Raw genomic sequence first — 24447 nt, forward strand, 5'->3', positions numbered from 1 at the left:
CGTAATTACCGGACCGGAATAACATTCGCATCCCGAATTTCGTTCATGGTCATCCTTATCGCGCTATGCACGAACGGATTTGATTTTAAGGCCTATGGTCATAGCAAAGAAAAACCGTCCGAAGTAAACGATGATAAACAGAGGATCAGATTATATGAGGCGATCAGCCTTAAAACCGGCATCGAATGGCAACGGATCGCCGCAATCGACCAATACGAACGAACGTTGTCCCGAGCCCATCCGAAAACGAGACCGATACGGGATAACGCGATTGCGGGAGTTTATGTTTCCGAAAACGATTGGGTCGGACGATTAAATCCGGAGATAGCGGACACCAATCCGGCTTCCATCCAGTTTTTCCATGGCGTGGGCAAAGACGGATCCGGAGACGGAATCGCGGACCGCAATAAGGACGAAGACCTGTTGTACGCTGTGACGACACAAGTACTTAAATACGGGAGCGCGGGGGACGACTTCAGCATCGGGCTGTGGGAGTATTATCATAATACCCGCGCCGTTCAGCGGGTATTGCAGTTCGCCAAGCTGTACGACCATTTCAATCGGCTGGACTTGTCCGGCCATGCTTTTCCTCTTCCTCTAAAGAGCACGTACTCATTCAGAAGCACATGGGGAAATAGCCGCGGATGGGGAGGCAAAAGAATACATGAAGGAACGGATATTTTCGCAGGCCATGGAGTTCCCGTGCGCAGCACTTGTTACGGGGTTATCGAGATTAAGGGGTGGAACGCGTTCGGAGGATGGCGGATCGGGATACGGGACCTGAACAGCTTGTACCATTATTACGCGCATCTATCCGGCTTCGATAAAAAACTAAAAGCCGGAGATATCGTCCGGCCAGGTCAAACGATCGGATGGGTCGGCAGCTCCGGTTATGGCAAACCGGGTACGCAAGGAAAATTCCCTCCCCATCTGCATTACGGCGTATACCGCGACAGAGGACTCGTGGAATGGGCATTCGACCCCTACCCGTTGCTTCGCCGATGGGAACGCGAGGAGCGCAAGTCTCTTCGCGTTAGCCATTAACGGCAACGGATGTAGAGCTGTTAACGATTCATCCAGCCGCCATCCACGCACAGGATGTGCCCGTTCATGTAATCGGATGCTTCCGAAGCTAAGAAAATCGCAGGTCCGATCATATCCTCGTCGGATCCCCAGCGGCCCGCCGGGATTCGATCGAGAATTTGGCGGCTGCGGACCGGATCGTTACGAAGCGCTTCCGTATTATCGGTAGCCATATATCCCGGAGCGATGGCGTTCACTTGAACGCCTTTGGACGCCCATTCGTTGGCAAGCGCTTTGGTCAGACCCGCGACCGCGTGTTTGCTCGCCGTATAGCCGGGAACGTTGATTCCGCCTTGGAAAGAAAGCATGGATGCAATGTTGACGATCTTGCCCGAGCCTTGCTCGAGCATGAACTCGCCGGCTAACTGGCTAAGGACGAAAACCGAATTCAAGTTGACGTCCAGCACTTCCTGCCAATCGGAATACGCATGCTCGGCGGCGGGAGTACGTCGAATGATCCCGGCATTGTTCACGAGAATATCAATGCCTCCGAACGTCTCGATCGCCGCGTCGATGATCGTCGGAAGTTGGCTGCGATCGGCGACGTCGACTTGAACGATGCGCGCTTTCCTGCCATAGGCTTCGACTTTCGCTTTCGTCTCCTCCGCGGAAGTACGATTCGTGACGAGCACGAGGTTCGCGCCCGCTTCGGCCAAACCCGCTGCGATCGCTTGTCCTAAGCCCCGTCCCGCTCCGGTAACGATGGCCGTTTTACCCGATAGATCAAACAAATTCCGTTGATGCTCTTTCAATTTTCACCGAACCTCCCTCTTCGTACCGACGGAGCGTCTCGTCATCGAGCCCGTCGTCCGTAATAAGCACGTGCAAATCCTGCAAAGTGGCGAACGTCTGTAGCGCCGCTCGATCGAACTTGCTATGATCCGCTACGCCGTAGATTTCTTTCGCGCCGGAAAGGTATGCCCTCTTCAACTCAAGCAACTCGCCCGTAAATACCGATAAACCGAATTTATCGTGTACGCCCGTTGCCGATAAAAACAACTTCTGGACATTAAGTCGCGTAAGCCATTCTAAAGCTTCGTTGCCGATTAGCACGTTGCGATGGCGATACCCTCCGGGTACGACAAGACGAATGTTTTCCTTCATTATAAGTTCGCGAATGATATGCAGATCGTTAGTCAGTACGGTAAGCGGAATATTCGGAAGCCGTTTGGCGATCTCCAGCGTCGTGCTTCCCGCATCAAGCGCGATTACGTCATCATGCTCGATATATCGAAGGGCATGGAGCGCGATCGCTTCCTTTTCTCTGGAATGCTTCGTATTCGGAATCTGCAATGGCAGCAACGGCTCGGCTTGATCGCTTCGGCTTACCGCTCCTCCATGGATTCTCGTCAGAAGTCCCTTTTCCTCGAGCTTCTCTAAGTCCTCGCGGATCGTCTTCGGCGTAACCGAGAGACGTTCGCTTAATTCGGAAACCTGAACGGTTCCTTGATTCTCAAGCAGTTCCAGTATCGATTGATGACGCGTTACGGCAAGCATGATGGGTCCTCCCGACGATCGCTTTGAAGCTTTATTTTAACGCATCCATAGGGACGACATCCATATCTTTGAACGTATAATTTTCTCCGGCCATCGCCCAGATAAACGCATAGCTGCTCGTGCCTGCTCCGGAATGGATCGACCAAGCCGGCGAGATGATCGCCTGTTCGTTAGCGACGACCAAATGGCGGGTTTCGTTCGCTTCGCCCATAAAATGAAACACTCTGGCGTCGGCATTCATATCGAAATACAAGTAAGCTTCCATGCGGCGGTCATGAAGATGTGCGGGCATCGTGTTCCATACGCTTCCCGGCTTAAATAAAGTAACGCCCAGCATCAACTGGCAGCTCTGTACGCCATTTTCGTGAATGATCTGATGGATCGTACGTTCATTAGAGGATTCAAGCGAACCTAGATTAAGCGTATTCGCTTCTTGCACGGATACTTTACGCGTTGGATACGTCGCATGAGCGAGCGCGGAGGTAAAATAAATTTTTGCCGGATCGGAAGCGTCGCCGCTGGAAAGCTTTAGTTCGCGTGCTCCTTTGCCTACATACAACGTATCCAGCTTACCTAACGCGTAACGCTCCCCGTCCACTTCGATAACCGCTTCGCCGCCGATGTTAATAAAGCCGACCTCTCTACGCTCCAAGAAATATTCCGTTTTGAGCACGTCCGCCGCTTCGATCGTCAGTGTTTCCTTGATCGGCAATGCTCCTCCGATGATCATACGATCGTCATGGGCGTACACCATCTTAATTCGTTCCGCTACGAATAAGCTTTCGATTAAATATTGTTGGCGTAATCTCGCGGTATCATAATGCTTGGCATCTGCCGGATTCGTTGAATGTCTGATTTCCATATCGTAAATCCCCCAATCGTTCGTTTATGTTCGAATTTATTTTAACACACATTTTAGAACATTTGTGAACTCTATTTTTATTTCACCTATTAAGGCACATTTTTGGCCTACATTTTCTAGCCAAGATGCAAGCTTATGTCCGGAGCGGTCGAAAAAGATCAGCCTCTTCCCAATATTCGCAAACTACCAGATTAGAAAATCTTGCCCCCTTAATCTGAGCACGGCCTCAATGAAGAAATAATCACCGTAGATGATTGGCACCTCGAAGTCTCCGTTTCTTCCATGGTAAGATCCCGTCCCGCCTGCCACTATGGAATCTTCATCGCTGTTCCAATTGCAGAAGCGACGATCCGTCGCTCGCAAGATATTAACAGCTGCATTCAAGTATAGAGGCTTTTCCAATTCACCCACCGCGTTCGCGATTTCCAACAACCCGCAGGCGGCGCAGACGCCGGCCGTCGTATCCCATACGACAGGCTCGGCCGGAGCGCGAAAATCCGCCAATGGCACGAAGTCGGTCCCCGACACATTCGCGATGAAATAGTGTGCTATCCGTTTGGCAGCATCCAGATATCGACCCTCTTGAGTATGGTTATAGCTTAGAGCGAAGCCATACAAAGCCCAAGACTGGCCTCGAGACCATGACGAACCAGGCTCATAGCCTTGTCCTCCGGGGGCTTCCACAAAATCACCGTTTTCCGGTTTCAGAATCACGATGTGATTACAGGAGCCATCTGAACGCAAGGTGTTCGTTAAGGTCGTATCCGCATGGTCCTTTGCGATATAAGTAAATCTCGGATCCTTGGTTTGCTCGCTAGCCCAATAGAGTAGCGGAATATTCATCATGCAATCCACGATCGTCCAGCCGATGCAGTCATCATTCCATGCCCGAATGAATTTCCCCCGGGGATTATATCTGCCCGCTAGCAAGTTAGCGGCATGCATCCCTCTAGCTCTCGCTCTTTCATTCCCCGTTAGACGATAATTGGCTACCGCGGAATGGAGCCACATGAAACCCACGTCGTGATGCAGTCCATCATATCCCTCGAACGCCTTATCGAGACGCAGCTCAACGCCTTCGGCAGCGGTTCTATATTTCTCAACTCCGGTCGCATGAAACATCTGCCATAACATTCCCGGCCAGAAGCCGTTCGTCCACCAATAAATATCCGTTTCGCTCTTATCTTCCCGATACTTGCCATCAACAGGAATGTAAGGAATCCTATCTCCTACCCGATCCACTTCCGCCGACATCTTCGCTTGCAGCTTGTTCCAAACCTCGTCCAACCACGCTTTGTTTTCATTGTTTAACGAATATGTCATTTTCATTGCCCCTTATCCTTTAATCGCTCCGGCGGCGACGCCTTTAACGAAATACTTTTGCAACAACAGGAACACGATTAGAATCGGCACGACCGACATCGCGGTTCCGGCGAAAATCATATCCCAACGGGAAGAAAATTCACCGATATAATAGAAAATTTCGACGACCATCGTCTTCGGTTTGCCCGAAGGAAGCACCAGCATCGGCATCAGGAAGTCATTCCAGATGCCTAGTCCTTGCAGTACCACCATGGAAGCCGTACAAGGTCCAAGCAGCGGAAACACGATTCGCCAGAAAATTCCGACCTTCGTACACCCGTCGATTTCTGCCGATTCTTCGATTTCCCTGGGAATCCCTTTCAGGAAACTGGTGTACAGAAGCACCCCAAAACCGACTGAGCCCGCAATGTAGATCAAAATCGGACCGGATAAACTCCCATAAATCCCGAACATCTTCAGTTCCTTGAATAACGGGATCATGTAAGCTTGGAATGGAATCATCATCCCTGCCAAGTAATAAACATAGACCAAGTAAGTCCATTTCTTATTCGTTCGTTCAATGGCGTATGCAGCCATTGGAATGAGCAGAATCATGAACAGAATCGAACCTACCGTTAGAATGAAGCTATTGCCAATGGCCGCAGGAAAGTCCGTCTTGAACAATAGATGCTTGAACGATTCCAGATACAGCCCTTTAGGGAAAGCGATTGCGTCCCTCAAGATTTCTCCGTTGCTCTTGAAAGCGGACATCAAGTTAAAGAAAATGGGGAAAAAGAAGATCACGGCCAGCAACAGAGTAACAGCGAATACGATAACGTCATTCCATGTTTTCCGCTTCCGCATTATAGCTGCACCTCTCTTCTGCGAAGCACTTTAATCTGGATGATCGAAACAATAAGGATAAGCAAGAAGAGGACGAGCGCCATTGCCGTACCGAAGCCTTGTCTTAATTCTCCAAAACCGACTTTATAGACGATATAAGTCAAAGTTTCCGTAGCGAAACCTGGCCCGCCATCGGTCATGACGGCGATTTGGTCGAATATTTTAAGCGATCCAATCATGGAAAGCATCATGCACACGGTTACCGCACCCGCCAACAGTGGGAAGGTGATATGACGGAATTGTTGCCATTTATTCGCACCATCGATGCTTGCTGCCTCGTTCAGTTCTGGAGGAACGCCCTGCAAAGCAGCCAAGTAAATGATCATATAATACCCAGCCGACTTCCATACGGTAGATAGGATAATGGACACGAGAGCATAATCCGGATTGCCTAGCCAATCGGTCTTCAGAGAATCGAGGCCTGCTAGCTCTAATAAACGATTCAGAACGCCGAAGTTATAATTCAGAATGATTGTCCATACAAAACCCATGACAAGCCCGCTCAGCAATACAGGGAAATAAAAAATACTGCGAAAAAAATTTTTGAACCAGCGTACTTGATCGACGAGCATAGCCAAAGCCAATGCCAAGACGTTTTCTAAAATCACCAGCGCGATCGTAAGTAGAATCGTATTTTTCAATGCATTGTGAACCCGTTCGCTGTTCCATATTTCTTCGAAATTCGCCATTCCGATATATCGCGCCTCGGGACTAACGCCATCCCACGAGGTAAAGCTTAGATAAAAACTGCTGATCGTTGGCCCGATCACGAATAACGTATAAATAAGCAACGACGGCAGGATGAATAGAAACGAGTAGGATACCCACTTTTTCTTTTTTTTCTTGGGTACTAATGCTGATGTCATGCTCTCACTCCCTCGATAGCGGCTGTATAAAAGGAGAACCTCCGCCAATCAGCAGAGGTCTCTCCTTTTGTTCCGTCGTGCTGGCGAAACTCCTAGCTGATTACTGCTGGTTTGCCTTGACTTCATTGTCGTATTCTTCGTCCGCTTTTTTCATGAATTCGGTCACGTCGCCATTCTTAAGCACCAAATCCTGCATCAGCTTATAGTACCAGTTGCGGAATTGCGGCGGAATGAGGTTCTCGCCCCACCAGTTATTGATCGCAAGCGATTTGGTAATGCTAGGATCGGCCATGATGTCAAGTACGGTTTGCATTTGTTCCGTAGCCTTGTAGCTAACCGGCTCCTTAGTCGAAGGAATGCCGTTGGACACTTCAAGAAATTTGGAATATTGCTCTTGAGCAAAGAAGAACCGAATGAATGCGTTAAAGGCTTCGACCTTATCTGCATCTTTGGCAGCTTCGGCGGACAGTGACCATCCGGCAGGAGAAGGCAAGCCGATGACGCTTATTTTGCCTTGACGATCCGGTAAAGCGTAGAAGCCGAATTCGAAGCTCGGATCCGCTTCTTTAATTTGCGTGAACATCCAAGGCCCGGAGAACAATTGTGCTGCCTTGCCGGAAACGAGGATGGAAGCGGTTTGGTTATCCGCCGTGCTGAGCCAGCCCTTGTCCACGTATTTGGAGAATAGCTCTTTGTAATCACTCATCGCGGAAACGACGTTCGCGTCCGTGAAGCTGACGGTTTTCGCCGTGCGTTTGGAGTTCCAATCCGGATCAACCGCATAAACCTGATCGATCAGAAATTTATTAAGCCAGAAGCCCATATGGAAAATATCTTTGCCGCCGACGACGATCGGAGTAATACCGGATGTTTTCAGCTTTTCCTGGATCGCTAAAAATTCGTCGTATGTTTTAGGAAGATCGGTTACACCGGCATCCGCATAAGCTTTTTTGCTGTAAATGATCCCTTGAGGTGCGTTTAACGTAATAGGTGCGTTATATTTTTTGCCGTCAACTTCCGGAAGAGTGCTGAATAGTTCAACCAGATTCGCTGGAAGCTCCGCGATTTTACCCGCATCGGCAAATACTTTCGTATCTCTCATCTCGACGATATCCGGAAACTCGCCTACCGCGTCTTTGGTTTTCAACCAATCGAGGTAGGATGACGTCGTTCCTTCGCTCGTATCTACGATTTTGATGTTCGGGTTTGCGGTAGTGAAAGCTGCTATCGTATCGCTGATCGCTTTCTTGCCCGCAGGATCTCCAGTCGCATACCCGATCGTTAGCTTAACTTCTTTCTTCGCTTCGGAAGGGGAAGCGCTTTCGGTTCCCGCCGGCTGAGATCCGGTTGCGGCAGGCGATGCATTGTTGTTTTTATTTCCTCCGCAAGCGGATAGAACGAGAGATAGAACGAGCATTAGAGAAAACAGTTGAAACACCCATTTCTTAGCCATGTAGGTAGAACCTCCCTTTATATGTTCGAGCCTGTCGGAATTGCCGTATGATGTGCGCATCATCATCGATCTAACATTTCCTTGGTCTAACTTTAACATCGATGCTAAATCCGATGAATGAAGTTTTTTAAGACCCGTATGATAGTAATTTAAGGTGTATGCACCGGGCGAGCAAGAACGCCATCGGAATCCAAAACAGGAATGCAAAAGACCGGTTTCCCGGTCCTTTGGTTATTTCCTAAGGGCTTGCTTAAATTCCATCGGCAATTTGCCGTAATGCTTTTTGAACATATCGCTAAAATGCCTCGCGTTATTGTAGCCTACTTTTTCCGCGATCTCATACACCATCAGATCCGTCTGGCTGAGCAAGGATACGGCTTGCTTCATCCGAATCTCCGTCACGTATTGCTTAAAGTTCTGATCCGTGTGCTTCTTGAAGAAGCTGCTAAAGTAGTAGGGATTCATAAAAGCGATGGCCGACACCGACTCCAAGGAAATTTCTTCGCTATAATTCTCCTCGATATATTGCTTGATCTTGGTCAAAACAAGCTTCTCCTTGTTGCCGCTCTTATCATCTATCCTCTGATAAAGCTCCTCGACAATATGGTAAATCCCGCGCTCCATTTCGTCGAACGTTTCATATTCCCCCAGCAAGCTCTGCAGACCGTGAATGTCGAATCCCCAATCCGGCAATTGCACTCCTGATTTCTTGATTTCTTGGACGATAAACAAAATCGTGGAGAAGCACGTCGACACCGCTAACGAGACATTACCGGTCGTCGCCGAACGAATAGCCTTCAGCAAAGGAGTAAGTCCCGACTTCACGTCATCCCATGCGTGGTTCGTTAAACCGCGAATGATCTCTACCTGCAGGGAGTATAGCTCGCTCTCTACGGAAATCTTCGCGCTATGCGCTTCGGAAGGAATCACTCGGTTTAATCCGACGAAATATTTCAATTGCAGCGCCTGTCCGGCTTGCACGTAGGCTTGCGCCAGTTCTGCTCCGGTCGCGACAGGCTTGCTTAATCCGATGGATACGTTAAGCTTAAGGAACGAACCGATCTTCTCCTTGATCTCATATGCGATCTGCATCGGTTCGTCCGGATCAGCATGCTCGATCAAGACGACGTGCAAACTGTTTTTCATGAATACTTGTCCCCTACCCGTACCTGCAACGATTTCATTCAGAATATTCTCGATCGCAAAGGCAATTAACCTTTGCTGTTGCCCGGGCCATCTGTCCGAGTGCGCATCTATACGGTCCAGTTCGATAAGGCCGATCGTAAATAGCGGACCTTGAAGCTGGGCGATCAACTGCCTATAGGCCTCCGTACCGGTAGACAAAGATCCGTCGGTAAGCCTAATGAAACGCTCCTGCGTTTCCTCGGTTTGTTTGGCCCGTTCGAAGCGCTGCAGATCGATCTTGCTCCTGGACTTCTCGCTTTCTTCCTTAATCAGGGAAGCCGCTTTAAGCAAGACATCCTCCAACTGCTGCTTGACTACCGGCTTCACCAAATAATCAACGGCTCCGAACGCGACCGCATCCCTCGCATAAGAAAACTCCTGATAGGCGCTAATGAAAATGACCTTAACGGCAAGGTGACGGCTGTTGATTTCCTTAATAATATCGATGCCCGTTAGGAATGGCATACTGATATCGCTAATGACGATATCGGGTGAATGCGTGCCGATGACCTCCAACAACTCTTGACCGTCATAAGCTTGCGCAACGATTTCCATCCCCAGTTGTTCCCACTGAATGAGCTTTCGAAGCCCTTTGATAATAAGCGGCTCGTCATCCGCCAGAATGACTCGTATCGTCATGTAGGTCCCCCCCTTTCCGAATGGGTATAAGCAAGCGCACCGAAGTTCCGACATGCTCTCGACTGCTGATGTTCAACCCATAGGGCTCGCCGCACACCACTCTGATGCGTTCGTGAACGTTTTTCATTCCTACGTTCTTGGATGGCGCCTTCGGGTCGTGAAGCATGGAATTAAGTCTCTCAAGCGTGTCCGAATCGATGCCGACTCCATCATCATATACTGTAATTCCTAGCATATCCTCCAAAGTCTCGATCGTAACCCATACGGTTCCTTTGCCGCCTTTCGGACGTATCCCATGCTGAATGGCATTCTCGACGATCGGCTGCAAGCTTAGCTTAAGCATTGACCAGTCCAAATCTACGGGATCCGCTACATCGCAGCGTAGCTCGATCCGATTCTCGAAACGGACTTTAATAATATAAAAATAATCTTTGAGGTGCTCCAATTCCCGCCGGATCGTTACCCATTCCTCGCCATAGTCGATGACGTATTTTAATTGGTTAGACAGAGAAAGAATCATATCGGCAACTTCATTGTCGTCGTTATGAACGGCATTCATCCGTATAACCTCTAAAGTGTTATAAAGATAATGGGGTCTAATCTGACTCTTAAGGGCGTTCAGTTCGGCCTGTTTCTGCTTGATTTCCGCTACGTACGCATCATTAATAAAGCTTCTTAACCTGTCCACCATCCGATTAAACCCGTGGGCCAATCGTCCGATCTCATCCTGATTCTTAACGACGAGATTCGATTCCAGATGACCTGACTCGACTCTAATCATCTGTTTAATAACGCTCATGATCGGTGACGACAATCGGCGCGAGAACCATATCCCCATTACGACGAGCACCAAGGCGCAGATCACGATGGCCGTATATACCGTGGATCGAATGGAAGTCAATTGCTCGTACAAATCGCTTTTGGACACTCGAACGACAACCTGCCCTTTCAGAAAAGGAACCTCTTCACTGAGAACGAGAACTTTACGGTTCGAAGCTTCTGATATGAAAACTTGGTCCTCTTCCATGTCCTTGTTCGTGTAATATACGGAATTGTTCGCATCCAGTACATATAATTCGTCTTTATTTCCAAGTCGCATTTCCCGGAATAGATTCACGAACACGGCAATATCCACGTCGAAATACAAGGTGCCTACAATTTTCGGAGTTGACGTAATAAGGCCGGCAGTATCGATCAAATTTCTTCCTAAAGTCATTACCCGAATCTTGGAGTTTTTATAATAGGACTCCTCGTGAACCGGGAATATGGCTAGCTGTTTTGGCTGTACCTTGAGAGGGATCTTCCAATCCTCAAGCGGGAGCGCATCGGGCAGGAACGACTTGTTGTCCTTCGTTTGAGAGTACAGCTTGTTATCTTTGCTTCTCACGAAATAAGCATTGCGGATGAAATTATCGCTGTATAGAACCGTCGTCAGAAAATCGTCGATCGACATTTCATTGATCCGTTCCTCTTCATTCACGCTAATGCTTCGGTTCGAGGAAGCGCCTTGGGTCTCCAAATTACTGCTTCCGTAGTACATCAGCTTGGATACTTTGTCGTAATCCGAAAATAGATTATCCAAGTTGTACCCCATGAAAAGAACCATCTGTTCCATGTTGTTATTCGTATTTCGCTCTACGTGATCCGTAAAGGTCTGGAGCGAGAAGAGGCTGAGCGCAAATAAGGGAATCAGACCGACCACGATGAACGCAGCGGAAAATTTAACGAAGACGCTTCTCCAGATTCGTTGCCAGCCACTCACACGCATTCCCCCCCTATTCCTAGCCTCGCCCATCTAAGGCAAGAAGAAGCCTTCTAACTGATGGAAGGCTTCTCCTACTATATTAGATCGAATCCACGTTCGTCCAGCTTGTATCCCTGGTTAACTGTACGAATGATCGCCTCTCCGCCTTAATGTGTTTTATTTATCCTTTAACTCCGGTCATCGCAATCCCTTCTACGAAATAACGCTGCGCGAAAAGAAAGAGGACGAGCGAAGGTAAAACGACCAGCGCGACGGCGGCCATCATCAGATTCCACTGCGCGTTATACTGGCCTTGGAATAGGGTTAACCCTAGCATAAGCGTATAATTCTTCTCTGAGCTTAAATAGATGACGGGCGCCAAATAGTCATTCCAGTTGGCTAGAAACGTAAACAATCCGACAACGATTAAAGACTGTTTCCCGATCGGCGATATGAAAAGCAGCCCTATTCTAAGGGGCGAAATTTTCCGTTTTCCCATAAGATCACCTTTCTTTCTTATTGCCCGTTATCGTACAAGAAAGCCAGGATGAACTCCCGGCTTTCTCGCGGTTGGATTGATTTATTGCTTAACGTCGTATCTGCCTTTGATTTTTCTGAACGATTTCGGAAACGACCTCTTTGCTTGTCCAATAATACCGAACCCCCAGCAAGGCAAGCGGTATCGTAATCAACACGATGTAAGCGGAGACTAGGCGGAATCGAATGCCAGTCTTATTCCCCAACCTTAACATTTCGCCCTTCCCCCTTATTTGAGCCTATTAGTATGTCTGAATTTATAGGGAGAAACGCCGCAATCCCGCTTAAATATCCGAATGAAATAGGAGGCATCCTTATAACCGACATGATGGGCGATATCGGAGATGCTATCCTCGGTCTCAAGCAGTATCCGCTTGGCTTCCACCATTCTTTTCTTCGTAATGTACATAGACAGACTGATCCCGGTCCGTTGTTTAAATAAGCTGCTGAAGTAGGAAGAATTGAAATGAAAATGTGCGGCGATCTCATCCAAGGAAAGATCTTGAGCATAGCGTTCGTCCACATAGGACAAGCACTTTCGAATGTACTCCTCCGCCGGATCTTGCTTTTGGTTTATATACGCGTCTGCCACCCGTTCGATTAACCCCTTGGAACGAGTTCTCAATTGTAGGCCGTTCATACAAGCCATAATGCATGTTCGGATCTCTTTTTCCAGACATACAAACTGCTCGTCCGAATAGGCGCGAATAACACTTTTCGCCATTCGGACGAGCATGTGAGCCATTTCATGCTTCATTAATTCGGGAGGCCTATCTTGTGAAAGATGGAACCGTGCCATGAACTCATTGATAACACTGCTCCATTTATGCGCATCGGATTTTTGGATGGCTTCCGCGATACTTCTTTCAATCTTGAACCAGTCCGGGACGGCATCGAAAGCAAGGGTGGTTCCCCTATATATGACCGTTCGGTTAACAGGTTCGTAAAATCTTCGGACTAGCGCCGTTTCCGCTTGCCGATTAGACGTCTCAGCCCCTTCAAATATAGGGTCGGACTGTTCGCCCAGTCCGATTTGTATCGTCCATCCCATCTCTTCCTCAATATTAGCGATCCACTCATCCAGGCTCCGGGCCAAGTTCTCAAGTATGAATGAATCATTAGGCTGGGGTTGGAGAAGAAACACAACTCCCCATTTGTTCCCTGCGCCATCTAATCGAAAACCGAACACGCTCTTGATGCCCGGTATCCATTGGTTTTCCAACCGTGTTTGAAGTTGCTCGACGAAGGGTTCTTCCCCGCTAGGAAATCCGCATTCCATATGACCTATAATCCCGGCCCCGTCAAACGGAATGATCTCGGAGAGAACCTCCCGCTCTTCTTCGTTCAAGCGGCCTAAGATCCATTTATTCAGTAAATAGGTTTGATAAACGGGAAGCGACAAGTCGAGTTGCTTGGCCATACGCATCATTGATTTCTGTTCCTTGCGGGCAACGGAGAAACGATCATCTAACCGCTCAAGCATACTCTCCAACGTAATTCGGCTTATCGGCTTGACGATATAATCCATGATGCCCCAACTGATGGCTTGCCGAGCATATTCGAAATCCTTATATCCCGTTAATAGAATCGATAGTGCGTTGTATTGTCGCCGATAAAGGTTCTCCATTAGCTCCAGGCCATCCATCTGGGGCATCCGAATATCGGAAATCACGGCATCGAAAGCATGCAATTCCGTCAAATTCAAAGCTTCCACACCGTTATGGGCTACCAAGACTTCATAGTGGGGACGCAGACGGCGAATTATTGAAGCCAAGGAACGCAGTTGCCTTGGCTCATCATCTACAAGCAATATTTTGTGCATCGCTGTTCACTCCGTATGTCTATCATTATCGATCGGAAAATAAACAGTATAAGCCTCATCCTTCACTTCGTATAGAGGAATAAAGCGAATTCCGCGTTCTTGGTTAGTCGTCCGATAATAACCGGGGTTCCACCAGCTATGATTTCTCTCGCGATCAGGGATCAAAAGGGTGTCAGGCTCCTCCGCATTTCCGCGGAGCCGTCTTTCTTCATCTACCAGACCCGCCAGCACGATCGGACCGTCCATGAAAGCCACTCGATCCGGAAGGCCGGGAAACGGTTCGGTCGTCAACGCCTTCGGCAATTCGATGTTCAACGTATCCCCGGTTCTCCATGTTCTGCGAATTTCTATGAACGTGGATGGGCGAAACGAACCGCTGAGCGGAACTCCATTTACCGAAATAAGAGGTTGTCCCTTTACCCACCACGGCAGTCTTAGCTTTAGCGTAAATTCCGAATCCTTCTCGCATGTGACTTTAACGTTATACACGAAATGATTGGGACGATGGATAGAGATTGGCGGAGTATGGACCTTCGTAATCGCGTTCATGCCCTCAACGTTCCATCCATTCAACGGATATACGCCGTTTTGCCCGTCCTGCTGCAAATCGAGGCTGATGAGACTGTCTCCGCTCTTAAACTTGATGCTTGATGGAAGCCACTGGTTTATGACAACGCCGGACTCATCCTGCAAATAGATCTGTTGCTCATAGGAGGCATTGGCCTGAACAAGAGTGCCGTGACAGCACCAAAAGTGCTGTGTCGCAGACCCCCATTTCTTCCGGCTTCCGGCTCCTATTCCGAGAAAATAGGATATCATGCCCGTTTCGCCGTGTTGGTGGGCAAGCACGCCATTAATGAACCTTCTTTCCCAGTAATCCGCATATACGGGATCACCTGTCCAACGGAATAGAACATGCGACAGCCTCATCATGTTGTAATTGCCGCAGTGCTCCTGTCCCACGCCCATTCGCTCCGCGAATCGACCTGGAGGCATCCACAGCTCGGCGTCATCTCCCGCGCCGGTGCATGAGATTCCCCTTAAGGTGACCGCGCTCCTCCAGAAAGCTTCGACCACTTCCCGATAACGATTTTCTCCGGTCACTTCCCAGGCTCTGGCCGCTCCTAATATTTCCGGAATCTGCGTATTCGCGTGTTTGTTAGTAAGGACGTCTTCCCCCCTTAGAAGCGCATCGAAAAACCTCCGTCTGTCATATCTCTCGATCAATTCGCGATGCTTGGGCTCGCGGGTAATGCCATATAGATCTGCCCAAGTTTCCAGCATTCCGCCGGTTTCCATATCGAGTAAGTCGTCCATTTGCCGCTGAGTAAATTGGCTTGTCCAATGATGGAACCACGAGGCCATACCGATCATGATCGTAAGCGCTTGTTCATTCTTAGCGATGGCGTACATCTCGCCAAGACCCATGAGCAACTTGTGTACGGTGTAATGCGGTGCCCATACCCAATTTCCGTTTGCCATCCTGCTCATATAAGATTGAGGAAATGCTGCGAGCCACTCTCCTCCGCTCGCTTCTTGGCAACGCGCTAATTCTTTAACGATGTAATCGGCTTTCGCCTTAACAAGCTGATCGTCGGTTTGCGCGTAAATTCGAGCGGCCGCGGACAACCAATGTCCCATCATATGTCCCCTAAGCTCGCAAGTAGGAGACTCCCAGCCCCAGTGCCAATTTTCCGGACCGTCCATGCTCGTCGTCGTTGCGCTTGTCGTTCCCCCGTTGCCGCTATAGCTCCAAAGGCCAGCCTCCAGATAGAAATTACGAAGCAGGTTATCATTAGACAAGCTCATGACATAATGCTTATTCAATTCAAATCGCGCTTTCAACGGACCTTCCGACAATCTGACTTGACCCCATGGAAATTCGGACATTTTTATCGCGTTCATTATTTACCCTCCCAATTATTGCTTGTGAGGTTTATTCTAATCCCTTTGTTAGAAAGGATACATGCACGACAACACATGTTACATATACTTTTTTTGGGTTATAATTGAAATATTGCTCAAGGGGGGGAATGTTCATGCTTTCGAAGGACTTATCTATCTCTCTCACTGCCGATCGCTTTCCTCTCGTCAGAGATATCGGTAAAAACCAAACCGATGGCACATACACTCATCACGATCGCATCCTTGATTTCGATGTGTTCCTATTCGTAACCAAAGGAAAGATGCAAGTTATAGAGGAGGGGACAGAGTATTTCGTAGGCGAGATGGAGTATTTGTTTCTGAAGAAGGGGTGCCATCATTGGGGACGGCCTTTAACGCTTCCGGGTACGACCTGGTACTGGATACACTTTAATTCCGTCGTCGACGAGCATGTCTCCTACAGCGATCATAGTCCGATGCCCGAACTAGACTATTATTTTCCCGATCAATATCAATATCGGTTTGTCATGCCAAAGCACGGAACACCCGCCTTTCATCAAACGTTGGCGAACCGATTGCAACGGTTATTGGAGGACTACGGGAAACCGAGGGAAAATGGAATGACGTTGATAAGCGTTCAAGTTTACCAACTATTTCTGGAGCTACGACAAGCGGAATTATCCCGGATAGCTAAGAAAACGGCAGGTAAACCGGATACGGTTGCGGGGAGGGTCATGGAATATCTGACTCAGCGTACGGAAGAGGACTTTGATTCCAAGCGATTAAGTGATTACGTCAACCTGAATTACAGTTACCTATCCGCGACCTTCAAGAAGATTACGGGGCAGAGCATCATCGAAGCCCATACGAAGCTTAGAATGAATAAAGCCATCCATCTAATGAGAAGCACTCCCCTGAACGTGTCCGAGATCAGCGAACGGCTCGGTTACCGCAATCCCTATTATTTCAGCAGAGTATTTAAGAAAGTGTTCGGGGAGCCGCCTTCTACCTATATGAGCCATTTCTACAAAACTTAAAGCCGTACGCAATTATCTCCGGTAACGATTGCTCGGCATGCTTGGGGAATAAGAGGCCAGTTCCATATTAAGGAAAGGGCCAGCTTATGTTGCCGGCTTCTCAATCGAAGTACTCGGCGTAGGCAGCGCGATCGAAGGGGCTTGCCCCGCGCCGCTGCCGACCGGATTACCGTTGTTATCGTAATAATAAGTCGGCACGTCTCCCACGACTAGCGCGTAGGAAAGCGGAATTTTCGTTTCGAGCACTTCCGGTTCCTTATCGAACGGGATAACGACGGCGATTTCCGTACGGATGCGAACGAATACTTCCACCAGAAGCATATTAATTCCCGCTTCGCTGGACTCCGTTTCCACATCTACTTTAACGACGCTTGCCGGGTGAAACTTAACGGAAACGCTAGGTCCGATCGATGAAATGAACGGACTATTCAAAGCATGGCCGACGGGAATTCTCTCCGGTACGTCTTCATGCTGTTTCAGGACGCGATTTACGACATCGATCGTCTTCGCCGTTATCGCCATCTGTTGTTTGTAATCGATCTCAAATCCGGTTACTTTCCCGCCGGCATCCGATCTCCAACGAATCATTTGATCCGAATTCGCGGTTTGCGCGATCTCGCTTTTGATCGCCGCGTTGATCGCTTCCGTCGCCAATTGATTTACGCGGATTTTGGCCAGAAACATTAACGGCTGCCGAAGCTCTCGATCCAGGAATATCGTGCCTTGGATAACAAGAAAAAGCATTAGCAATACCGCGATTAACCATAGATTTTTCCGTTTTATTTTCCTCGGCGGCTTCTGTGACGCCCAACGTTTCGCCGGAGTATGAATGGACCTCGAACTCGAGATGCTTCCCGGCATCGTTATTCTCCTTCGCTTTCCCCACTTCCGCGGAGTCGATCGGGAAGGCGATCCATTACGGAACAGAACGAAACCTTTTCCCCATCTGCGGGGTAAAGATTTCGGCAACGATCCGTTTCGCAAGAATGTGAACTGAAAGCCCCTGCCCCATTTTCTACGCATCGCTTTACCTCCCAACTCTGAGCTCCGGCGGGGTCGTCCTCCGGATGACATGGTTCAAGCTTATGCTTCGATTCCACAAAAAAGCACTTCCGTCCCGGCCAAGATCATGACCGTTCCGCAAGTGCTCTATTCATTGGTTCCTGTATTTGAGAGGCGTCGTGCCGACGACTTTCTTGAACAATTGCACGAAATACGAAGCGTCGGGCAAGCCGACCCGCGCGCCGATTCTCTCGACCGGATCATATGTCGTCTGGAGCAGCCGACAAGCTTGCTTTATCCTTCTTGCCGTCAAATAATCCGTAACGCTGCTTCCCGTCTCTTGACGGAAAACCCGGGAAACGTAAAATTTCGACAGATGCAACTCCTCCGCTATCCGGTCCAAAGAAACTTCTTCCGCGTAATAATGATCGATCCACTTCATGATCCTCTCGGAGTAACGCATCGGCCTTTTGGCGATTTCTATTAACGCCGACTCTCGCATAGAACCTTGAGCCTTGTTAACGAATCCTAGTATCTGTAGCAGAAACAGCATGTTCTCCTCCTCGGACTCGCCCTTCCCGTTACCGGCCGATTGTTCATACCATTCGCAAAGTTGTTCCAGATAGGTCATATCGCCGAGCAGATCGAAGGCCTGAGTCGCCCCTTTCCCTTGCCACAATTGAAGCAATTGCGTGTTTCTATTCGGAAAAAGTACCAGCTTGTCCGAGAAATCCTCCGCGATAAAATGCAGCTTCGAACGAATATACGGTTGTTGCTTACTTGCCTTGGGATAAACTTTGTGCAATTGATACGGTTGGAAAATAAACATCATGCCCCGTTTGATATCGTATGCGTGTTGATTGATGATGACCGTTCCTTCCCCTTCGTGTACGATCAGAATTTCGAAGCATTGGTGCCAATGATAAAACCCCTCGAACGGAGCATCCGCTTTCGCCGCATAGCTCCATAACATCATCATTCCGTCAAATCGAACGGCATCGAACAAACGTTTCATGGCATCCTCCGATCAGGACAAAATAGCAACATTTTTCTCTATCGTATCACAACTTTCATGAAAATCCAGAAGCTATAATCGAGAAAAACAGGAGGAGGTACTATCGATGAATAGCGCATACAAAGCCGAGATCTTGAAGCGGTTGGAAACGAAAGTAGATCGCATGATCGAGCAAATCGGCAGTAAGACGCCGCATGTCGCCAGAGCGGACGGCAAGTATGACGATATGGGCACGGACTGGTGGACGACGGGCTTCTGGCCGGGTATTCTGTGGGTCATGTACGACATGACCGGCAAGGAGCATTATAAGGAAGTCGCTTGGCATTGGGATATTACGCTTGAGCAGTGGTTCGTCAAGACGACGGAGGAGCTACATCATGACGTAGGCTTTCAATTTCTCTCTACCGCTATCATCAAGTATAAGATTACAGGCGATAAGGACGGATATCGTCGAGGGATCGAAGCCGCTAACTTCTTAGCCTCGCGTTTCAACTTAGCGGGAAACTTCATCCGGGCTTGGAACGGGGATAAATACGGATGGTCGATTATCGACAGCATGCTTAACGTCTCTCTGCTGTTCTGGGCTAGCGAAGCGACGGGCGATCCTAGGTACAAGCAGATCGCGATCCGCCACGCGGAGACGACGATGAAGTTCGGTGTCCGCGAGGACGGCTCCAGCAATCATATTATTTCGTTCGACCCGGACACGGGCGAGTATATCGAATCGTTCGGAGGCCAGGGTCTAGCACCCGATTCTACGTGGAGTCGCGGCAATTCTTGGGCGTTGCACGGCTTCGCGAACACTTACCGTCACACCGGAGACGCGCGTTTCTTGAATACCGCGAAAAGAATTGCCCACTACTTCATCGCGGCCTTGCCGGAAGACCTAGTACCTTATTGGGATTTTCGGCTTGAATCGTTGGAGGGAATGTCGCGGGACAGTTCCGCGGCTGCCATTGCGGCATCCGGTTTGCTCGAGATCGCAGATGCGGTTCCAGCCGGAGAGAAGAGGTTATACCAGGATGCCGCCGAACGTATTCTGAAGTCGTTAACCGAAAAATACGCGACTTGGGATCTTCCCGAGCATGAAGCTATTCTTCTGCATGGAACGGGCAGCGGAACGACGAACATCGATGTGTCTCTCATCTACGGAGATTACTACTACGTTGAAGCGATCGCCAAATTAAACGGGTGGAAAAACCGCGTCTACTAGGTCTTCTGATCATCTCTGAACTTCGGTTCTGCAAAATAACAGGGAGATCCAACAAGCGAATGTTCACGCTTGCTGATCTCCCTTTTTTTCTCGCCTGATTCAGAGGTCTTGCGAGAGATCTCACAATAGGCTAGTACATGTGAATAAGCACAAGGCAGATGTCCACGCGAGATAGGAGCGGTCAGCATTAACTATCTAGCAAATTAATAAAGGAGGCTGCACACATTATGGGATGTAATGGTTCATCAACCGCTTTAAGCTGCTGCCCTGACAAAGAATACGTGCAGGATAAAGTTTGTAGCCCTTGGAGTGGAACCGGTGCGGTAACCGCTGTAGATGTCGTTGTGTACACCAATAATATTACTCAGAATATTGTAGGTACCGGTTATTTGCAATATGACATCGGGGTTGGCAATGTAACCCTTGAAGTGCTTGACAGTGCCGATACCGTCATCGGTACAGCTATCACGCTTACACCAGGAACTAGCGTTGCCTTCACCTATCGTCGATTTAGTACTATTCAAGTTGTAATTCCTGCAGCAGCGACTGGAACATTCCAGGGAGAGTTCTGCATTACGACTCGTTATCCAATTTAATATTTCGAAGTAAAGGGGGTTTACGATGAGTACATGTACTTCATCCTTAAGTTGTTGTGCGGATAATACCGTTGTGCAAGATAAGGTATGTACGAACTGGGCGGTTCCAGCCGCAGGCACGCAAATCATTTATTCGGATAACATTTCCCAAATGATTAGCGCCTCCGGATATATTAAACTCGAAACCGGGGCAGGTCCCCTAACTGCTACCTTCTCCTTAAATGCTGCGACCGTCCAATTAATCACGATTCAAACGGGAAGCAGCTCATCCTTTACGATTTCTAGATTCGATACGATTACTTTAGCCTCTACAGCGGCTACGCAAGGTGAATTTTGCATTACAGTCCGATATAACCTGTAGTTGAATTTACTTAATCGATTGATCATGAATGCTAAGGTTTCTTCAGTAGATTTTATTGAAGAAGCCTTTTTTGTTTATTGGTCCTTTACACGGAAAGTCGATAACACGGAGTATTTACCCTCAATATATACGGGACTAGTCGCCCTAGCGGCAATCTCGATTGATCTAATATTTTGCCCCGTAAAAGTGGCGGTATTGCCTGGATACACTTGTAAGCTCATCGGTTCTGCCCCCGTTATTTCTACCTCAAGAAATCCTGTACTGGATGAGCTATTGAATATAGATATTTGCGCCAGATCAACTTGTATGCTCTCGCCAACCGCCCATAATTGTATCGGTTTGATTTGATCCTCTTGAATTAAAAAGTTACCGCAACAGTCTTTTTCCACGAATTGAATCGGATTCGTCCTTGGTAATTCTGGAGGATCAACGGGAGTAACAACAAGTGGATTAATGGGAACAACGGCAGGTGGATCAACAGGAATACAACACACGGCTGGTGCGGGAGGCAGTGAGGGTTTAATAGGCATTAGCATGGGTACTGCGGGAAAACAACTTATTTTACGTGACAGACGATACGGCCGCAGATAATAAGAACAACGAAGACACTTAACCTTTTTCTTTTTTCTTTTCTTCTTACAAACTGCTTTATATGTGCTCTTATGCCTTCTTTTTACACGGCATTTGGTTTTGTGGGCTTTCGAAGGGGCTTTAAGAAGTAGTATCGTTAAAGTTGCGACTAATGCTTCATTTAAGGAACATTTTCTCCTCTTCAGCTTCTATCCCTTCTTTCCATAACACAAATAAACAGCTTCCTGTATTAAATGTACGTTAGGAGAAAAGGGTTATTTTTAATCTTGTTTTTCATATAAACCATGTCGGATGCCTAGATTAAGCTCCACCTAGCTAACCTGAATTATGGCTAGGGTGGCAGCTGTCGTCCCCGAAGCAAGAGTAACTGTAGCCGCCAATGTCGCATTAGCCGTAACCCGTATCGTATCCCCCGCGGTAATGTTAATAATAATTTGGTTGTACACCATCCCAATCCCGATTGCTGCGTTTACCTGCGTGCCTGCTACGGCGGTTGCATTTCGAAATAATTGAAATGTTGTTAGGAGGGTGAGTGTCGGATACAGAGAATAGCTGATGTGGAATCTGCCTGTCACATTGATTGTAAATGTATCTGCGGTTGGATTGTTAACCGTAATACCGGCGGATAAATTCTGCGCATTAGGAAAAGGAATATTAACCGTTGGGTTTAACAACGTTATTAGCAGTGTCGCCCCGCTCGTATTTGCCGCAGATCCAGAAACAAAAGTCCCTGTTGGGCCGGTTACTCCCGTTGCCCCTGTTGCTCCTGTTGCCCCGGTCGGCCCAGTTGCTCCAATTACTCCAGTTGCTCCAGTCGCACCTGTTAATCCTGTTGCCCCTGTTACTCCCGTTGCACCTGTTGTTCCCGTAACTCCCGTTGCACCTGTTGCCCCGGTCGCTCCTGTCACTCCCGATGCCCCGGTTGCTCCCGTAACTCCCGTTGCTCCTGTTGCACCCGTTACTCCTGTCGCCCCGGTCGGCCCTGTTACCCCCGTTACTCCGCTCACCCCAGTTGCTCCCGTTACTCCTGTTGCCCCGGTCGGCCCTGTTACCCCCGTTACTCCGCTCACCCCAGTTGCTCCCGTTACTCCTGTTGCCCCGGTCGGCCCAGTTGCTCCTGTTGCTCCTGTTGCTCCTGTTGCCCCCGTTGCCCCCGTTGCCCCTGTTCCCCCGGTTGCACCCGTCACTCCAGTTGCTCCCGTTACCCCGGTCGGCCCTGTTACCCCCGTTGCCCCTGTTCCCCCGGTTGCTCCAGTTACTCCGGTTGCACCCGTTACTCCTGTCGCACCTGTCGACCCGGTCTGCCCCGTTGCACCCGTTACTCCTGTCGCACCTGTTAACCCCGTTGCTCCCGTTGCTCCGGTCACCCCAGTTGCTCCTGTTACTCCAGTTGCCCCGGTCACTCCCGTTAACCCTGTCGCACCTGTTGCCCCTGTCGCACCCGTTACTCCAGTTGCTCCTGTTACTCCAGTTGCTCCCGTTGCCCCGGTCGCACCTGCTGCCCCGGTCGGCCCGGTTACCCCTGTTGCCCCAGTCACTCCCGTTGCTCCCGTTACCCCGGTCACCCCAGTTGCTCCCGTTACTCCGGTTGCCCCTGTTACTCCTGTTGCCCCGGTCAGCCCTGTTACCCCCGTTACTCCGCTCACCCCAGTTGCTCCCGTTACTCCTGTTGCCCCGGTCGGCCCAGTTGCTCCTGTTGCTCCTGTTGCTCCTGTTGCTCCTGTTGCCCCCGTTGCCCCCGTTGCCCCCGTTGCCCCCGTTGCCCCTGTTCCCCCGGTTGCACCCGTCACTCCAGTTGCTCCCGTTACCCCGGTCGGCCCTGTTACCCCCGTTGCCCCTGTTCCCCCGGTTGCTCCAGTTACTCCGGTTGCACCCGTTACTCCTGTCGCACCTGTCGACCCGGTCTGCCCCGTTGCACCCGTTACTCCTGTCGCACCTGTTAACCCCGTTGCTCCCGTTGCTCCGGTCACCCCAGTTGCTCCTGTTACTCCAGTTGCCCCGGTCACTCCCGTTAACCCTGTCGCACCTGTTGCCCCTGTCGCACCCGTTACTCCAGTTGCTCCTGTTACTCCAGTTGCTCCCGTTGCCCCGGTCGCACCTGCTGCCCCGGTCGGCCCGGTTACCCCTGTTGCCCCAGTCACTCCCGTTGCTCCCGTTACCCCGGTCACCCCAGTTGCTCCCGTTACTCCGGTTGCCCCTGTTACTCCTGTCACACCCATTGCCCCCGTAACCCCGGTTGCACCTGTTACTCCTATTGCCCCCGTAACTCCCGTTACCCCAGTCGCACCTGTTGCTCCTGTCACCCCGGTTGCTCCCGTTGACCCTATTGCACCCGTCACTCCGGTCGCACCTGTTGCCCCGGTCGGCCCGGTTCCCCCCCTCTTTACGGTACCGTTGCAGGACAAACAACCGCTCGAACAGCAGTTGTTCTTGCGGCTCGAACTATAACTAACACCTCCAACATAACCTTTGCTTGATAGATTTCCGCTTGAACAACATTCGCCATTGCAACCGGAACTGCAGTTTTCACCTCCACAACTTCCACAGTAAGCAGACATGATGCATCCCCTATCTCTATTAGCTGAGATTTCTCTATTTTGTCAGAGTGTCCGGCCGTCCATTTTCAGTCCCCATGCGGGTCTGTTCTTGTACTATTTTATGAATAACCTATTTCCTTTGATTGCACGCTAGCCTTCTCGAATAATTCAACCGTTTTTCCGGCATGATGTACGGCTAATGAAAGCAATACACGAAAAAAGGTGCCATCCCGTATTCAAGGGACAGCACCATTCCAAACTCTTTTACAACATTCAAATAGTAGCGATTGCTTAAGCTTAACCTACTTCCGTTCCGCA

22 protein-coding genes are annotated in these 24447 nt (G+C 49.3%); 5 read left to right on the forward strand and 17 right to left on the reverse strand.

Going from position 1 to position 24447, the window contains the following annotated elements:
• Positions 1–45: 45 nt before the first annotated feature.
• Positions 46–1044, forward strand: coding sequence for a M23 family metallopeptidase (locus HH215_RS14000; RefSeq protein WP_169284385.1), 999 nt, complete (start codon positions 46–48; stop codon positions 1042–1044).
• Positions 1045–1064: 20 nt separating this feature from the next.
• Here the strand turns inward: HH215_RS14000 and kduD are convergent, their stop codons facing one another.
• From kduD to HH215_RS14065, 13 genes are all read right to left on the reverse strand, one after another.
• A complete protein-coding gene (gene kduD, locus HH215_RS14005; protein ID WP_169280476.1) occupies positions 1065–1835 on the reverse strand; it encodes a 2-dehydro-3-deoxy-D-gluconate 5-dehydrogenase KduD in 771 nt (256 codons plus the stop codon).
• Positions 1807–2580, reverse strand: coding sequence for a DeoR/GlpR family DNA-binding transcription regulator (locus HH215_RS14010; protein WP_169280477.1), 774 nt, complete (start codon positions 2578–2580; stop codon positions 1807–1809). The genes kduD and HH215_RS14010 overlap by 29 nt, the downstream gene beginning before the upstream one ends.
• Before the next feature lie 31 nt (positions 2581–2611).
• Entirely contained in the window at positions 2612–3442 is an 831-nt protein-coding gene (kduI, locus tag HH215_RS14015; protein ID WP_169280478.1) for a 5-dehydro-4-deoxy-D-glucuronate isomerase, read from the reverse strand.
• Between the two features lie 183 nt (positions 3443–3625).
• Positions 3626–4765 (reverse strand): glycoside hydrolase family 88 protein, encoded by a 1140-nt coding sequence (locus tag HH215_RS14020; RefSeq protein WP_169280479.1) that lies wholly within the window; start codon positions 4763–4765, stop codon positions 3626–3628.
• A gap of 12 nt (positions 4766–4777) precedes the next feature.
• Positions 4778–5608, reverse strand: coding sequence for a carbohydrate ABC transporter permease (locus HH215_RS14025; RefSeq protein WP_169280480.1), 831 nt, complete (start codon positions 5606–5608; stop codon positions 4778–4780).
• Positions 5608–6513 (reverse strand): carbohydrate ABC transporter permease, encoded by a 906-nt coding sequence (locus tag HH215_RS14030; RefSeq protein ID WP_169280481.1) that lies wholly within the window; start codon positions 6511–6513, stop codon positions 5608–5610. Before HH215_RS14030 ends, HH215_RS14025 begins: the two co-directional genes overlap by 1 nt.
• 100 nt (positions 6514–6613) lie before the next feature.
• Positions 6614–7966 carry an ABC transporter substrate-binding protein gene (locus HH215_RS14035; RefSeq protein ID WP_169280482.1) on the reverse strand — a complete coding sequence of 451 codons (1353 nt, stop codon included), beginning with the start codon at positions 7964–7966 and terminating at the stop codon, positions 6614–6616.
• A 231-nt stretch (positions 7967–8197) separates the two neighbouring features.
• Positions 8198–9790: a response regulator gene (locus HH215_RS14040; RefSeq protein ID WP_169280483.1), complete on the reverse strand. Its 1593-nt coding sequence runs from the start codon at positions 9788–9790 to the stop codon at positions 8198–8200.
• Entirely contained in the window at positions 9762–11558 is a 1797-nt protein-coding gene (locus HH215_RS14045) for a sensor histidine kinase (protein ID WP_169280484.1), read from the reverse strand. Before HH215_RS14045 ends, HH215_RS14040 begins: the two co-directional genes overlap by 29 nt.
• A gap of 157 nt (positions 11559–11715) precedes the next feature.
• Positions 11716–12033 carry an ABC transporter permease family protein gene (locus tag HH215_RS14050; protein ID WP_174887616.1) on the reverse strand — a complete coding sequence of 106 codons (318 nt, stop codon included), beginning with the start codon at positions 12031–12033 and terminating at the stop codon, positions 11716–11718.
• Between the two features lie 88 nt (positions 12034–12121).
• Complete coding sequence (locus HH215_RS14055) at positions 12122–12286, reverse strand: hypothetical protein (RefSeq protein WP_169280485.1); 165 nt, start codon at positions 12284–12286, stop codon at positions 12122–12124.
• Positions 12287–12300: 14 nt separating this feature from the next.
• Positions 12301–13893: a response regulator transcription factor gene (locus tag HH215_RS14060; protein ID WP_169280486.1), complete on the reverse strand. Its 1593-nt coding sequence runs from the start codon at positions 13891–13893 to the stop codon at positions 12301–12303.
• Between the two features lie 6 nt (positions 13894–13899).
• Entirely contained in the window at positions 13900–15798 is a 1899-nt protein-coding gene (locus HH215_RS14065; RefSeq protein ID WP_254450480.1) for a beta-L-arabinofuranosidase domain-containing protein, read from the reverse strand.
• 134 nt (positions 15799–15932) lie between these two features.
• On the opposite strand from HH215_RS14065, the gene HH215_RS14070 reads away from it, so the two are divergent.
• Positions 15933–16814: a helix-turn-helix domain-containing protein gene (locus HH215_RS14070; protein ID WP_169280487.1), complete on the forward strand. Its 882-nt coding sequence runs from the start codon at positions 15933–15935 to the stop codon at positions 16812–16814.
• Positions 16815–16898: 84 nt separating this feature from the next.
• Here the strand turns inward: HH215_RS14070 and yunB are convergent, their stop codons facing one another.
• Positions 16899–17837, reverse strand: a complete 939-nt coding sequence (gene yunB, locus HH215_RS14075) for a sporulation protein YunB (RefSeq protein ID WP_169280488.1) — start codon at positions 17835–17837, stop codon at positions 16899–16901.
• A gap of 130 nt (positions 17838–17967) precedes the next feature.
• Positions 17968–18831 carry an AraC family transcriptional regulator gene (locus HH215_RS14080; protein ID WP_169280489.1) on the reverse strand — a complete coding sequence of 288 codons (864 nt, stop codon included), beginning with the start codon at positions 18829–18831 and terminating at the stop codon, positions 17968–17970.
• Between the two features lie 106 nt (positions 18832–18937).
• Here HH215_RS14080 and HH215_RS14085 point away from each other — a divergent pair, with 106 nt between their 5' ends.
• The 3 genes from HH215_RS14085 to HH215_RS14095 all read left to right on the forward strand — a co-directional run bounded on the left by HH215_RS14085 (position 18938) and on the right by HH215_RS14095 (position 21001).
• Positions 18938–20044 (forward strand): glycoside hydrolase family 88 protein, encoded by a 1107-nt coding sequence (locus HH215_RS14085; RefSeq protein WP_169280490.1) that lies wholly within the window; start codon positions 18938–18940, stop codon positions 20042–20044.
• 227 nt (positions 20045–20271) lie between these two features.
• Complete coding sequence (locus HH215_RS14090) at positions 20272–20640, forward strand: DUF3992 domain-containing protein (RefSeq protein WP_169280491.1); 369 nt, start codon at positions 20272–20274, stop codon at positions 20638–20640.
• Between the two features lie 25 nt (positions 20641–20665).
• The gene (locus HH215_RS14095; RefSeq protein WP_169280492.1) at positions 20666–21001 is read left to right on the forward strand and encodes a DUF3992 domain-containing protein; all 336 of its coding nucleotides are present in this window, start codon (positions 20666–20668) and stop codon (positions 20999–21001) included.
• 74 nt (positions 21002–21075) lie between these two features.
• Here HH215_RS14095 and HH215_RS37025 read toward each other — a convergent pair whose 3' ends face one another.
• Both HH215_RS37025 and HH215_RS14100 read right to left on the reverse strand, forming a co-directional pair.
• Positions 21076–21537: an S-Ena type endospore appendage gene (locus tag HH215_RS37025; RefSeq protein WP_375140504.1), complete on the reverse strand. Its 462-nt coding sequence runs from the start codon at positions 21535–21537 to the stop codon at positions 21076–21078.
• 366 nt (positions 21538–21903) lie between these two features.
• On the reverse strand, positions 21904–23895 hold the full coding sequence (locus HH215_RS14100) for a beta strand repeat-containing protein (protein ID WP_254450481.1): 1992 nt from the start codon (positions 23893–23895) through the stop codon (positions 21904–21906).
• Between the last annotated feature and the right edge of the window lie 552 nt (positions 23896–24447).

The organism is Cohnella herbarum (assembly GCF_012849095.1).
GTDB classification, from domain to species: domain Bacteria; phylum Bacillota; class Bacilli; order Paenibacillales; family Paenibacillaceae; genus Cohnella; species Cohnella herbarum.